This is a genomic window from Rhizobium sp. WYJ-E13 (genome assembly GCF_018987265.1).
Taxonomy (GTDB): Bacteria; Pseudomonadota; Alphaproteobacteria; order Rhizobiales; family Rhizobiaceae; genus Rhizobium.
In genome coordinates, this window is the sequence record NZ_CP076854.1 from 1,492,460 (window position 1) to 1,504,357 (window position 11,898).

The window sequence follows — 11,898 nt, forward strand, 5'->3', positions numbered from 1 at the left end:
GCGAGGTTGGTCGAGCTCGGACTATCCGGGCCGAATGGCCTTTCGAACGAAGCGAGAGAGCTGGTTCAACGTGAATTGTTGAGTGAGCGGCGAAATCGGCTGCAGGGCCTTCATTGAGTATCGATCGGACTCCGCCGAGCATGAGCGTTTCCTTAGGCTCGGCTTCAATGTGGGCAGGATCGTGGACTCCCACCTCGATGGCGGCCGCGCGGCAGGCTATTGTCGATTGCGGCATAGAGAGCCTTGCTTTCGCCGACGATGTGAGTACAGGCCTTCTTCAGTCGGTCCCCACCCTTACGCGCTTCTCGACCTTCATTGATCAGGTTCGATGACGTTTGTGATTGCGCTCTGGCCGGTTGGATGACCGGACCAGGCTCTTCCGGAGCTGCCAGCCTTTCCTAGCCACGCTGCCTCAAGCTGCCGGATCCTCACCAAGGCTGGGCGCAGGTTGGCGGAAGATGCCCGTCATTGTTCAGCCTATTGTGATCCATGCGATCGTTTCCATCGCGGCTTGCCACAACAATGCTTCAAATCGCAATTCACATCAGCCGGATCTGCCTGCGTCAGGAATGGAGCGAAAGTGCGCATTCTGCTTGTTGAAGACGACAGCATTCTCGGCTCATCCCTGAAGAAGGCACTGGAGAAGCACGCCTATGGCGTCGACTGGATGCGCGAGGGCCAGTCAGGCCTCGAAGCGGCGGAGCATTCGGATTTTGCAGCCGTTATACTCGACATAAACCTGCCGCTGCTTGGCGGCATAGAGGTCCTGAAAGGCATGCGACGGAAGGGCAACACCGTTCCCGTCCTACTGCTGACGGCGCTCGACGCGATCAGGAGCAAGGTCGAAGGTCTCGACGAGGGCGCGGACGATTATCTGGTCAAACCTTTCGACCTCGATGAATTGCTTGCCCGCCTGCGCGCGCTCATCCGACGCCGCGACGGCCGGACAGAAAGCCTGCTGCGATGCGGCGATGTCGAGGTGGATCCATCGGCAATGGTGGCGCGCAAAGGCAATATACAGGTGCATACGACGGCAAAGGAATTCCATCTGCTCAAGCTGCTGATGGAGCGCAGCGGTCGCTACGTGACAAAGAACGACATAGAATACGCACTTTACGATGCCTATAGCAGCGTCGAAAGCAATGCCATCGAAGTGACGATCTACAATCTGCGCAAGAAGCTCGGCACCGAATTCATCAAATCGATCCGCGGCATCGGCTACATGATCGACCGATGAGCCCATCAACCCTCACGCGCAAGCTCTTCCTAAGGATCGCCCCTGTCGTCGTGGTGACGATCATGGTCATCGCCGCTTTCGCCTTCAACAGCGCCACACGCGAGATCGACAACATCTACGACGCGCAACTCATCAACGATGCGAACGTGTTGTGGGGACTGTTGCATAACCGGCTGCGGCATTCGCCGGAGCACACGCCGCAACAGGTCGACGACATCGACTTCAGCATGGACAATCAACTCGCCTTCAACGAGGACGCAGACGACTACGCCGATGCGCATATGTTCCGTGCCTGGGTGAACGGCAAAATCATGTTCTATAGCAGCACGGCCTTTCTCTCCGATGTGCCGTATCAGAAGGCGGGCTTCACAGACCTTGCCTATCGCGGCGAGGACTGGCGCGTCTATTCGCTGCCGATCCCGGCTTCCGGCATTGTCATGGAAGTCGGCGAAAAGATTTCCCTGCGCCAGACGCTGGTCTCCAACATCCTTCTGAACCTGTTCTTTCCGCTGCTCGTGCTGGTCCCCGTGATCGGCCTTTTGATCTGGCTCGGAATTCATAACGGTCTGCGGACCATCCACGGACTTGTGCGCCAGATCCGCACCCGTTCGCCGGACGATCTTTCTGCCATTGCTGTTGGGGATCTACCGAAGGACCTCCTGCCTCTCGGCCGGTCGATCAACCAGCTTCTCGAAAAGCTCGGCCGATCCCTGACCCTGGAGCGGCGCTTTTCCGATCTGGCCGCCCATCAGCTGCGCACGCCGCAGGCAAGCGTCAAGCTGCTGCTGCAGATGCTGGCGAGCACCGATGACCAGCAGGAGCAGAAGGCGATCATCTCGGATCTGGTGACCAGCAACAACAGAGCCACTCATCTCATCGAGCAATTGCTGCGCCTTGCCAGGGTCAGCCACCATCCGCTCAACCCGATGCCGGTTCCGCTCTATCACATGATCGCGACGACCCTGGCGGACTTCGGCAATATCATCAATAGCCGCAACCTCGACGTCTCGCTGGAAGGCCCCGAATCGGCGGAGATCAGGACGGATGAATCGCTGCTGCAGATGATGATCAGCAACCTTTTGGACAACGCCATCAAATATACGCCGGTCGGCGGCAGGATCGAGGTCATCCTCGCCTCCGAGGGCGAGTTCTGGCTGATATCGATCAGCGATAGCGGACCGGGCATACCGCCTGAGGAGCGGGAGGCCGTTTTCAACCGCTTCTATCGCCTCGACACGCTGAATGCCGAAGGGGCAGGCCTCGGGCTTGCAATCGTTGCCGATACGGCGGACCGGCTTGCCGCTTCCGTACAGCTTTCCACACCGTCCCGAGGTAGCGGCCTGCGGGTCGAGCTGCGACTACCCAAGAACTGACGTGGCACGGACAGCCGCGATCCCAGCCAGCGGCAACGGCTCCGTCATTTTTCATTTTCGCATCATTTTCCTCTCAGGTCTGCCTCATCGGCCGTCGGTAAACACGACCGCAAGGCAGATCGAAGGACTATTTGATGCAGGTATTTTCTGATTTTGACGGCACGATTTCCATTCAGGACGTGACGGATGTCGTGCTGTCCTGTTTTGCCGAGCCCGAATGGGAAGACATCGAGCGGCATTGGAAAGACGGTCTGATCGGATCGGCAGAGTGCATGCGCCGCCAGGTCGCCCTCATCCGGGCAAGCCGCCGCGAACTCGATGCGATCCTCGACACCGTGGCCATCGATCCCGGCTTCCCTGCATTCCGCAACTACTGCCGCCTCAACGACATGGCCCTGACGATCGTCAGCGACGGCGTCGATTATTTCATCCGCCATGTGCTCAGGCGCAACGGCATCACCGATCTGCCCGTCGTCGCCAATCTGCTTCACAGTAGCGTCGTCGGCGGCCTTGAGACTTACACCCTCGCCCCCGCCCCGAACGCGGCCGGCTGTTCATCCGGCTCGGGCGTGTGCAAATGCCGGGTCGTCGCCGGCATGGAGCCGCAGGTCTACATTGGCGACGGACGGAGCGATTTCTGCGTCGCTGGCAGAGCTGACCTTGTCTTCGCCAAGGACAGGCTCGCCGACTACTGCGGCGACAAGAACATCCCCTTCATCGGCTTCGATGATTTCACCGACCTGCTTTCCAAGATGAAAGCCGTCATTCCAGGAATCGCGCGTCAGCACCGCGCGGTGCTGCAATCCAAAATCGCCTGAACCAGAAGAGCAAGAGGCCCACCTTATGAACATTGTGAACGTCGAAACCTTCAACGAAAAGAGGCTGCTGTCCGAGCGATCGGAAGCCGAGTTGCGCTTGCTGGAGGAGACCTATTGCTCGCACGGCGATACGGTCCACTATATGGCGGAACCGAAATTCTTCGAAGAATGCGAAGGCTCCTACGTCTACGACGCCAAGGGAACGCCGTTTCTCGATCTGCAGATGTGGTATTCCGCCGTTAATTTCGGCTATCGCAACGAAAGACTGAATGCCGCCGTTCATCGCCAACTCGACCGGCTGCCGCAGGTCGCTTCGCAATATTTGCATCGCGAGAAGGTCGAACTGGCCGCCATGATCGCGCAGGACGCCGAACGCAAATTCGGCCACAGGGGACGCGTTCATTTCAATGTCGGCGGATCGCAGGCGATCGAGGATTCGCTGAAGCTGGTGCGCAACTATACCGGCGGCAAAAGCCTGATGTTTGCCTTCGAAGGCGGCTATCACGGCCGCACACTCGGCGCCTCGGCGATCACCTCCAGCTATCGCTATCGCCGCCGCTTCGGCCATTTCGGCGAACGGGCGCAGTTCGTCGAGTTTCCCTACCATTTCCGCGGCCCGAAAGGCATGACGAAGGAGGAATATGGCGAGCAATGCGTGCGCAAGTTCGCCCGTCTCTTCGAAAGCGAATATAACGGCGTCTGGGATCCGAAAGTCGGCAGCGCCGAATACGCGGCCTTCTATATCGAACCGATCCAGGGCACCGGCGGTTATGTCATCCCGCCGATGAATTTCTTCGCCGAACTCAAGAAGGTTCTCGACCAGCACGGCATCCTGCTCGTCGTCGACGAGATCCAGATGGGGGTCTACCGGACTGGTAAACTCTGGTCGATCGAACATTTCGGTGTCTCACCCGACGTTCTCGTCTTCGGCAAGGCGATCACCAACGGGCTCAATCCGCTGTCGGGCGTCTGGGCCCGGGAAGAAATGATCAATCCGACGATCTTCCCGCCCGGTTCCACGCATTCCACCTTCGCCAGCAACCCGATGGGCACGGCCGTAGCGCTCGAAACCATGAAGATGCTGGAAGAGGAGGATTTCGGCGCAACGATCATGGCCAAGGGGGCGTATTTCCTCGATGGCTTGAAACAGCTCCAGAAACGCCATGCGATCATCGGCGACGTCGACGGGCTTGGATTGGCGCTCAGATGCGAGATCTGCAAGGAAGACAGCTTCACGCCGGACAAGGCGACGATGGACTGGCTGTGCGACGAGGGAATGAAGGGCGATCTCAGGGTTGGCAACAAAACCTATGGCCTCGTTCTCGACGTCGGCGGCTACCACAAAAACGTCATTACGCTGGCTCCGAACCTGCTGATTACCCGCGAGGAGATCGACCTGGCGCTGACGCTGCTCGACCAACTCTTCACGCGCGCGGTCCGGAGGTAGAATGGTGCAGCTCCTCCTCCTTCATCTCGACGATGCTTTGGAGTTGCAGCCGGACTTCGTGCGCGCCTGCACGCTTGCGGGCGCGTGCCACCATGTCGACAAGTTGAGCGGCAAGGCGATCAGACTGTGGGGCAGGCAGAAGATGCTTGCCGAACTCGGCCGGGACATAGCCAGATCGCTGCCGCCGCGCGCCAGAGGGCCGCAGCTTGCCTTCATGGGCTCGGGCGATTTCCACCATGTGACCGCCCTGCTGCTCGATGCCGCTCTCGAACGGCGACCGGTTTCGACCACGCTCGTTCATTTCGATAATCACCCCGACTGGGTGAACTTCGAGGGCGGCATGCATTGCGGCTCATGGGTCAACAGCGCACTTTCAAACCCCAATATCGAAAGGGTCGTTACCGTTGGGGTTTGCAGCCGCGATCTGCGCAATCCCGAGCGCAAGGGAGCCAATCTCGGCTGGCTGAGGCAAGGCAAGCTGGAGCTTTACCCTTACGAGCATCCGCCGAGCCGCGTGAAGGCCGACTTTGGCAGCGGCGCGAGCTACCGCCAGGACAATGGCGCTCTGCACTGGAATTCCATCTCCGAGATCGGCGAGGACAATTTCATCGACCGGATCCTCAGCCGCATAGGTACCGAAGCAGTCTATGTCACAATCGACAAGGACGTGCTCGCTGCCGATGACGCCGTAACCAACTGGGATCAGGGGCGCATGCGGTTGCCCTATCTGATGGCGCTGATCAGCGAGATCGGCAGCCGCCATCGCATCATCGGCGCCGATGTCATCGGCGATTATTCGGTGCCGAGCTATGCCGGCGGCTTCACCACCCGCCTGCTCAAGCAGGCCGAAATCTTCATCGATCAACCGCGTCTGCGGCAAGCGGCCGATGCGGTGCGAAATATCAATAGCGCTGCAAATCACGCATTGCTGGAAATCCTGGCGGAATCGATGGGATGACCAGCAGCCTTACACTGCCGATGCTCGGCCTGATCCTCTTCTGCGTGCTGGCGGAAACGGTGCGCGAGGTCTGCTTCAAGCAGGCTGCCAGCGACAGCCCCGTACTGGCGACGCTCACCAAGCCGCTGACCTGGCTCGGCATCGTCTTCTGGGCCATCGAACTGCTTGCCTGGACGGCGGTGCTTGCCAGCGTGCCGCTCACCATCGCCTTTCCGCTGATGGCGCTGAGCTATGTGGCGACTGTCGTCGCCGGCGCCGTCATCTTCAGGGAAAATATCAACCTTCGTCACGCGACGGGCGTGTTTCTCGTTACCGCCGGCGTGGCCTGTGTCGGAGCAACCGGACTATGAAGATCTTTGCTCATACCAGGTGGGATGCTGCCCCCGTGCTTGCCGCCGTGGCGCATCTCGTTTTCGACGTCTACCTGATCGCCGGCTTCCAGAGCCGGCCGCTCTGGGCCTCATTGATCCTGGGCTGCCTCTATGCCGTGTCGATATCCTGGAACATCAACAGCATCTCGCATAATTTCATCCATACCCCCTATTTCAAGCCGCGCTGGATGAACTACGCCTTCAGCCTGATGGAGTCGGTGGCGATCGGCTTTTCCCAGACCTATTACCACTGGGTGCATATGCGCCATCATTCCGGCAACAGTGACCGGCCGGACGAGAAGGGCGAGACGATCGATCTTCTGTCGATCTATCGCCACGGCCGGAACGGCGAGCCGGAAAACGTCTGGTCCTATACGCTGAAGAGCTTCTTCCGCGACAGTCTCGGCGATATCCACAAGGCCATCGCCAAGCGGCGTCCCTTCGATGCCGCATGGGGACGTTTCGAGCTTTTGGCCTTTCTCGGCCTGGCGGCGATTGCGCTGACCTACGACTGGAAGGCCGTACTGTTCTTCATACCCTTCTATTACGCCGGCAACTGCCTCTCGTCGCTCAACGGCTATTATGAGCATCTTCACGGTGATCCGGACGAACCGATTGCCTGGGGTGTGAGCAGCCACAAGCCCTTCTACAACTGGCTGTGGTTCGGCAATGGCTATCATGCCGAACATCATTACCGGCCACGCATCCACTGGACGAAGCTCTCGGCCCTGCACGAGCAGATCAAGGACGAGCAGGAAAGGGCCGGCACCCACGTGATCAGCACCTGCCATGCATTCGGCTTCATGGCCCCGGAAAACCGCGAGCCGGAGCTTCGCCATGAGGTCTGAGGAATTGAGTTTCTTCCTGGAAGGCACGAATGGCAAAGGTGTGCTGCTGATCCACGGCCTGACCGGAGCGCCGGCCGAAATGAAGCTTGTCGCCCGCCAGCTCAATCGTCGTGGCTACAGCGTCCATGCGCCGCTGCTGGCCGGTCATGGTGAGGATATCACGACATTGCGCCGGACGCATTGGGAAGACTGGCTCACAAGTGTGATACAGGCCTCCGAATTCCTGGCTCAGAGAACGCAGGAGACATTTGCGGCCGGCATCTGCGTCGGCGGCAAACTGTCACTGCTTGCCGCCGAACAGCGGCCGGACCTGATCAAGGCGGTCGCTATCTATTCGCCCTGCTTCCGCTATGACGGCTGGGATGTTCCCAGACACTATACGCTGCTATCACCGCATATCGGATGGTTGTCGCGCATTCCTTTCCTCGACCGTCTCAATTTCAGGGAGAATGGCTCGCTCGGCATCAAGGACGAGCGGATGCGGCGCATGGTCGAAGGCATGGCAGGCGAAGGCATGCTCGAGAAGTTCCCCGGACGCGGCATCGTCGAAATGTACCGGCTGGGCAAGGCGCTTCGCGGAACCCTGCCGCAGATCCAGACACCGACGCTGATCCTGCATGCGGAAGAAGACGATCTCAGCAATCCGAGGCACGCCCGCTACATTTGCGAGCATATTGGCGGGCCGCACGAGCTCAGGTGGATCAAGGATAGCTACCACATGATCCATCTCGATCGCCAGCATCGGCAGGTCGCAGCGTTTACGGCGGATTTTTTCGAGGCAAGCCATGCTGCAATTCGCGCATAAACGTCCCTTTCCCGGGAGCGCCGAGCCGGTCACACAGGTCTACGACACGATCCGCGCCATCGGCCGCGAGGCGTGGAACGCCTGCTTCCGCGGTCATGTCGAGGATTATGATTGCCTTCTGGCAATAGAAGGCGCCGGCATCGGCGACTTCGAGTGGCGTTACCTGACCGTCGTGGAAGACGGAAAAATAAGCGCCGCCATGCCGGCGTTCCTATGCCCTTACCCGCTGGATACCACGCTGGAAGAAGGCATGCCGCGCCGGCTCATACGTCGCGTGCGGCAGCATGCATCGGGTTTTCTCGTTCTGCGGCTTGCCTGCCTTGGCTCGCCTTGCACCGAAACCGGCGCGATCGGCTTTCACGCCGACGTGCCGGAGGAGCGCCGCCAGGCGCTTTTTGGCGAATTGCTCACCGCCTTCGAGGCCCTTGCGGCCGAAGAAGGCTGCGCGCTGATGGGGATCAAGGATATTCCGGCACCGGTTGCCGCCGAATTCGGCGCGCTATTTTCAAAACGCCGTTATGCTGCCATCGGCGGCCTGCCGTCCGCCTGGCTCGATATCGATTTCAGGACCATCGACGACTACATGGGCCGGCTGTCGGCCGGCACCCGAAAGGACATGCGGCGAAAACTGAAATCCTTTGATGCCGTCAGGGTCGAAATCAGGACCGATATCGGCGATCTGCTGCCCCGTGTCATGACGCTCTATCATGACACGCGCAATCGCAGCGAATGGCAGTTCGAGGAGCTGACCCTGGCCTATTTTGAGGGGATTCTCACCCATATGGCGGGCCGCTCGTTCTGCGCCCTTTATTTCGTCGGCGACGAGCTGCTCGCAGCCAACCTGATCGTTCATGACGAGCGGCTTGCGATCGACAAGTTCTTCTGCATGGATGGCGAGAAAGGGCGGCTCTACAACCTCTATTTCCTCAGCTGGTTCACCAATCTGCGCTATTGCCTCGATCATGGCCTTCGCCGCTACCAGAGCGGGCAGGCCTATTATGAAAACAAGGTGCGGCTCGGCAGCCGGCTCACGGCAAACACCATGTTCTTCCGCCACCGCAATCGGCTGCTGCAGGCGCTGTTACGGCTGGTCTCCCCGCTCTTTTCGCAGGAGGAGGCCAAGTGATGACGTCGATGCGACTGATATGGCTCGCCGTGCCTGTGCTCAACACGCTGTTCCAGATTTTCACCAAGCTTGGCGTGACGCAACTCGGCAATACCGAGGGAGCGACCTGGCTAGAGGATGCGCTGACCTCGCACTGGATCCTGGCAGCCGTTGTCGTCGAGATCGTCTGCTTCTTCATCTGGATGACGGTGCTCGCCGAACTCGACCTCAGCAAGGCCTTTCCGCTTTCCGGCATCAGCTACGTGCTGATCATTGCCGCCGGTTGGTTCGCTTTCGGTGAACCGATCGTCGGCCTTCAGATCGTCGGCAGCGGTCTGATCCTCGCCGGTGTCTGGCTGATCGCCGGCGCATCGGAAAAAACGGGCTCCGTCAGTGACAATGATGTTGAACCGATCCTGCCGCATGCAAACGCCGACAAGGATGGGTGATGCGGCCAACGCAAAATCTCATTCTCCGCCATGGTAAGGCGGCTGCGTCGGTGTTCAGCAATTGGGTCCTGGAGCGTGCACTCACGCATCGTCACCCGCGGTTGCCTCAACGACACCACATCCAATGAGCCGTAGCTTTCCTTCAGCGACGGATCCGACGGAAAGCGCTTCCTGGCGCGCCGGCAAGAGGCTTCCGCACATTACGACGAACGCTTCTGCCGCATGTGGGAATTCTACCTTGCAAACGCCGAAGCCGCGTTCCACTACGAAGATCTGGTGGTTTTCCAGATCCAGTTAAGCAAGCCCAACGATGTCATTCCCGTGACGCGGGACTATATCGGCCAGCATGAGAAAGCGACAGCGCAGAGCTCAAAAGCCGATCTGGAAGGAGCGGTTGAGCGTGATACCGATGACGTTCTGATCAGCTGAGCCAAGTCTAGAGGTGATCGGACTGTCGGCAGCATCGCCCACCAGGCGGCTATATTTGTCGTAGATCTGCACGCTCCAGGCCGGTGAGAGCGTGTAGGTGGCGGCCACTGTGAAACCGATGGATTTGAGACCGCCATTCGCGTCGAACGCCTCGACGCGACCACTATTGGCGGCTTCCTCGGCGGAAACCGCGAAATTGTTGCGTATATAGGTGCCGTTTGCCAGAGACAGGCGCGGACCGGCAGACAGCAGCCAGCGATCGCCGACCGGCTGGAACCAATCGAGATAAAGATCTGCAAGCAGACCGTCGCCGCCCCACAGCGCCTGACGTGTTTCCGCCCGCACACGCAGGCGATCCTCTATCGGCCAGTATTGCGCAAAGACCCCGGCGTCCAGATTCCACTGGACCGGATGTAAACCCTGCAGTTCAGAATCGTCGAATGCCGACCGTCCGCCTCTCAGGCCGACGACGGGGCCGATTTCCACGCCGCCGATTTTGAACAGCCCGTAGTCGATATTATCGTCCGGCGCGCTGTACTCAGGCGCTTCGCCGAGGCGCCTGAAATCGAAAGACGGCATCCCGCTGAAGGAAAGGTGCTTCGATCCTTCGAAAGAGGGACCGTACTCGATGGAACCTCCAAGTGTTATGATCCACTGGCTTTTGGAGGATTTCGCATCCTGGCTCGAGGCAGGGTGAAAACCCATAAATATCAGCGGCAACGATACCGCCGCCACGCGAAATGATGCCCTGCCCGACGAGACCATATACGCCCTACTCCGCGCTTCAAGCGTCAGCGACAATCCCTTTTCGGAAGGGCACTGCTGCTGCCTTTTAACGCAATTTCTCTTTCTTGCCAAAGTCAAGAGTTCACCGGTGCACGATGAATGTCAGGAAGTTGCGGCGAGATCCGTGGCCGGGCCGACATGGATTTCCATCTTCGTCCGGACCTTGCCACAATTGGATGGCAGGTGAAAATCAAAAGAGAGTTGCAACATATATGCCTGCCAATATTTACCGAGTAGCGCTCGTCTGTCTGATCGTGATCCCAGCGCTCAATGCTTGTTCTCACTCCGAGCCTCTCGAAACAGCGATCACGTCACCGGTCGTCTCGAAGGCCGTTCCGCAAACCGACCAAGCGGTAATTGCGGACGCGGTTGGCCAGGGGACAGTTGGCTCAAGTCCTCTCGCTTGGGCGAATCCTTCGACGGGCAGCGCCGGCGTCATTGATCAGATCGATGCTAGCAGCGATGGTGGGCAGGGATGCCGCAGCTTCGTCACCAGTCAGCAAACTCTTGATGGAATGACACGTTTTGTCGGCGTGGCGTGCCGCTCAGGAAATTCCTGGAAGATGAGTAGCGTGCCCCAATAGTCTCAGCTGAGGCATCAAGGGTGAGTGGCGGTGCAGTGGCGTGTCCTTTGGGTCTTCGGCCATGATCGGCAGACAACCACTACTCAGATGACAAGCAATCGGACTACAGTTGCGGGACTAGCCACGGTTTTGGTCCCTCTTGCGTGGTCCGCGCGGTGTTCACTGTGGCTGATCGCCAGATCGAACTCACCAACCCATTCTGAACGCGGGCGAAACTGCCAACGCTCCCCCTAGAGCTGCGCGCGTTTGGTTGGTCGCTACCGGAGAATATGTTACGACCTTTTAGTGTGGCAGCCTCTCCTGATTGCAGAATTGCTAAGCGTTAACCTTTCATTAACCATGGCTCCTTAGCGTCCGGAAAGTGAACAATATTGTCCGGCTATTTTCGAGGAGGGTGCCATGTCGCTCGTAACCGTGCCCGGTAAAATTCGCCTCTATGGCGGTCACGCTATCCTGATCATGACGGAAGGAAACCTGCACCAGGCAGTATGCATCACCGACGATGCAATGCCTGCCGGTGAAGGCGACGTTATGCAAGGGCTCCTTCAGTATCTTCATGTTTATGAGGATATCGCCGATCGCAAGTTCTCAGACGGCGAACTGGCATATGATGGACGGGTGTGGATTACCTCCTCCGACATCAAGCCACACTGAAGAGCGGAGCCGATTTCGACTTCGCCAGTTATAA

Annotated in this window: 13 protein-coding genes; 12 read left to right on the top strand and 1 reads right to left on the bottom strand. The window is 58.9% G+C overall.

The window, feature by feature from the left end; all coding sequences use genetic code 11:
• Positions 1–580 precede the first annotated feature (580 nt).
• From KQ933_RS28340 to KQ933_RS28385, 10 genes are all read left to right on the top strand, one after another.
• Complete coding sequence (locus KQ933_RS28340) at positions 581–1,237, top strand: response regulator transcription factor (RefSeq protein WP_216759319.1); 657 nt, start codon at positions 581–583, stop codon at positions 1,235–1,237.
• Positions 1,234–2,610 carry an ATP-binding protein gene (locus KQ933_RS28345; RefSeq protein WP_216759320.1) on the top strand — a complete coding sequence of 459 codons (1,377 nt, stop codon included), beginning with the start codon at positions 1,234–1,236 and terminating at the stop codon, positions 2,608–2,610. The genes KQ933_RS28340 and KQ933_RS28345 overlap by 4 nt, the downstream gene beginning before the upstream one ends.
• Before the next feature lie 134 nt (positions 2,611–2,744).
• Positions 2,745–3,428, top strand: a complete 684-nt coding sequence (locus KQ933_RS28350; RefSeq protein ID WP_216759321.1) for an MtnX-like HAD-IB family phosphatase — start codon at positions 2,745–2,747, stop codon at positions 3,426–3,428.
• 25 nt (positions 3,429–3,453) lie between these two features.
• On the top strand, positions 3,454–4,875 hold the full coding sequence (locus KQ933_RS28355; protein ID WP_216759322.1) for an aspartate aminotransferase family protein: 1,422 nt from the start codon (positions 3,454–3,456) through the stop codon (positions 4,873–4,875).
• 4 nt (positions 4,876–4,879) lie between these two features.
• Entirely contained in the window at positions 4,880–5,833 is a 954-nt protein-coding gene (locus KQ933_RS28360; RefSeq protein WP_216760844.1) for an arginase family protein, read from the top strand.
• On the top strand, positions 5,830–6,183 hold the full coding sequence (locus KQ933_RS28365) for a permease (protein WP_216759323.1): 354 nt from the start codon (positions 5,830–5,832) through the stop codon (positions 6,181–6,183). The genes KQ933_RS28360 and KQ933_RS28365 overlap by 4 nt, the downstream gene beginning before the upstream one ends.
• Complete coding sequence (locus tag KQ933_RS28370) at positions 6,180–7,052, top strand: fatty acid desaturase (protein WP_216759324.1); 873 nt, start codon at positions 6,180–6,182, stop codon at positions 7,050–7,052. The genes KQ933_RS28365 and KQ933_RS28370 overlap by 4 nt, the downstream gene beginning before the upstream one ends.
• Positions 7,042–7,857, top strand: coding sequence for a carboxylesterase (locus KQ933_RS28375; protein WP_216759325.1), 816 nt, complete (start codon positions 7,042–7,044; stop codon positions 7,855–7,857). Before KQ933_RS28370 ends, KQ933_RS28375 begins: the two co-directional genes overlap by 11 nt.
• Positions 7,838–8,983 carry a GNAT family N-acetyltransferase gene (locus KQ933_RS28380; protein WP_216759326.1) on the top strand — a complete coding sequence of 382 codons (1,146 nt, stop codon included), beginning with the start codon at positions 7,838–7,840 and terminating at the stop codon, positions 8,981–8,983. The genes KQ933_RS28375 and KQ933_RS28380 overlap by 20 nt, the downstream gene beginning before the upstream one ends.
• Positions 8,983–9,411, top strand: coding sequence for an EamA family transporter (locus KQ933_RS28385; protein ID WP_216759327.1), 429 nt, complete (start codon positions 8,983–8,985; stop codon positions 9,409–9,411). Before KQ933_RS28380 ends, KQ933_RS28385 begins: the two co-directional genes overlap by 1 nt.
• A gap of 369 nt (positions 9,412–9,780) precedes the next feature.
• Here the strand turns inward: KQ933_RS28385 and KQ933_RS28395 are convergent, their stop codons facing one another.
• Entirely contained in the window at positions 9,781–10,605 is an 825-nt protein-coding gene (locus KQ933_RS28395) for a MipA/OmpV family protein (RefSeq protein ID WP_216759328.1), read from the bottom strand.
• A gap of 233 nt (positions 10,606–10,838) precedes the next feature.
• Between KQ933_RS28395 and KQ933_RS28400 the strand changes: the two genes are divergently transcribed.
• The gene (locus KQ933_RS28400; protein WP_216759329.1) at positions 10,839–11,210 is read left to right on the top strand and encodes an RT0821/Lpp0805 family surface protein; all 372 of its coding nucleotides are present in this window, start codon (positions 10,839–10,841) and stop codon (positions 11,208–11,210) included.
• A 399-nt stretch (positions 11,211–11,609) separates the two neighbouring features.
• Positions 11,610–11,864 carry a hypothetical protein gene (locus tag KQ933_RS28405; protein ID WP_216759330.1) on the top strand — a complete coding sequence of 85 codons (255 nt, stop codon included), beginning with the start codon at positions 11,610–11,612 and terminating at the stop codon, positions 11,862–11,864.
• The last annotated feature ends 34 nt before the right edge of the window (positions 11,865–11,898 follow it).

Excerpts from the sequence above, each read along its gene's own strand:
- KQ933_RS28405 (WP_216759330.1), top strand. The coding sequence starts at position 11,610 with ATGTCGCTCGTAACCGTGCCCGGTAAAATTCGCCTCTATGGCGGTCAC.
- KQ933_RS28375 (WP_216759325.1), top strand. The coding sequence starts at position 7,042 with ATGAGGTCTGAGGAATTGAGTTTCTTCCTGGAAGGCACGAATGGCAAA.
- KQ933_RS28365 (WP_216759323.1), top strand. The coding sequence starts at position 5,830 with ATGACCAGCAGCCTTACACTGCCGATGCTCGGCCTGATCCTCTTCTGC.
- KQ933_RS28345 (WP_216759320.1), top strand. The coding sequence starts at position 1,234 with ATGAGCCCATCAACCCTCACGCGCAAGCTCTTCCTAAGGATCGCCCCT.
- KQ933_RS28385 (WP_216759327.1), top strand. The coding sequence starts at position 8,983 with ATGACGTCGATGCGACTGATATGGCTCGCCGTGCCTGTGCTCAACACG.
- KQ933_RS28355 (WP_216759322.1), top strand. The coding sequence starts at position 3,454 with ATGAACATTGTGAACGTCGAAACCTTCAACGAAAAGAGGCTGCTGTCC.
- KQ933_RS28350 (WP_216759321.1), top strand. The coding sequence starts at position 2,745 with ATGCAGGTATTTTCTGATTTTGACGGCACGATTTCCATTCAGGACGTG.
- KQ933_RS28380 (WP_216759326.1), top strand. The coding sequence starts at position 7,838 with ATGCTGCAATTCGCGCATAAACGTCCCTTTCCCGGGAGCGCCGAGCCG.
- KQ933_RS28395 (WP_216759328.1), bottom strand. The coding sequence starts at position 10,605 with ATGGTCTCGTCGGGCAGGGCATCATTTCGCGTGGCGGCGGTATCGTTG.
- KQ933_RS28400 (WP_216759329.1), top strand. The coding sequence starts at position 10,839 with ATGCCTGCCAATATTTACCGAGTAGCGCTCGTCTGTCTGATCGTGATC.
- KQ933_RS28370 (WP_216759324.1), top strand. The coding sequence starts at position 6,180 with ATGAAGATCTTTGCTCATACCAGGTGGGATGCTGCCCCCGTGCTTGCC.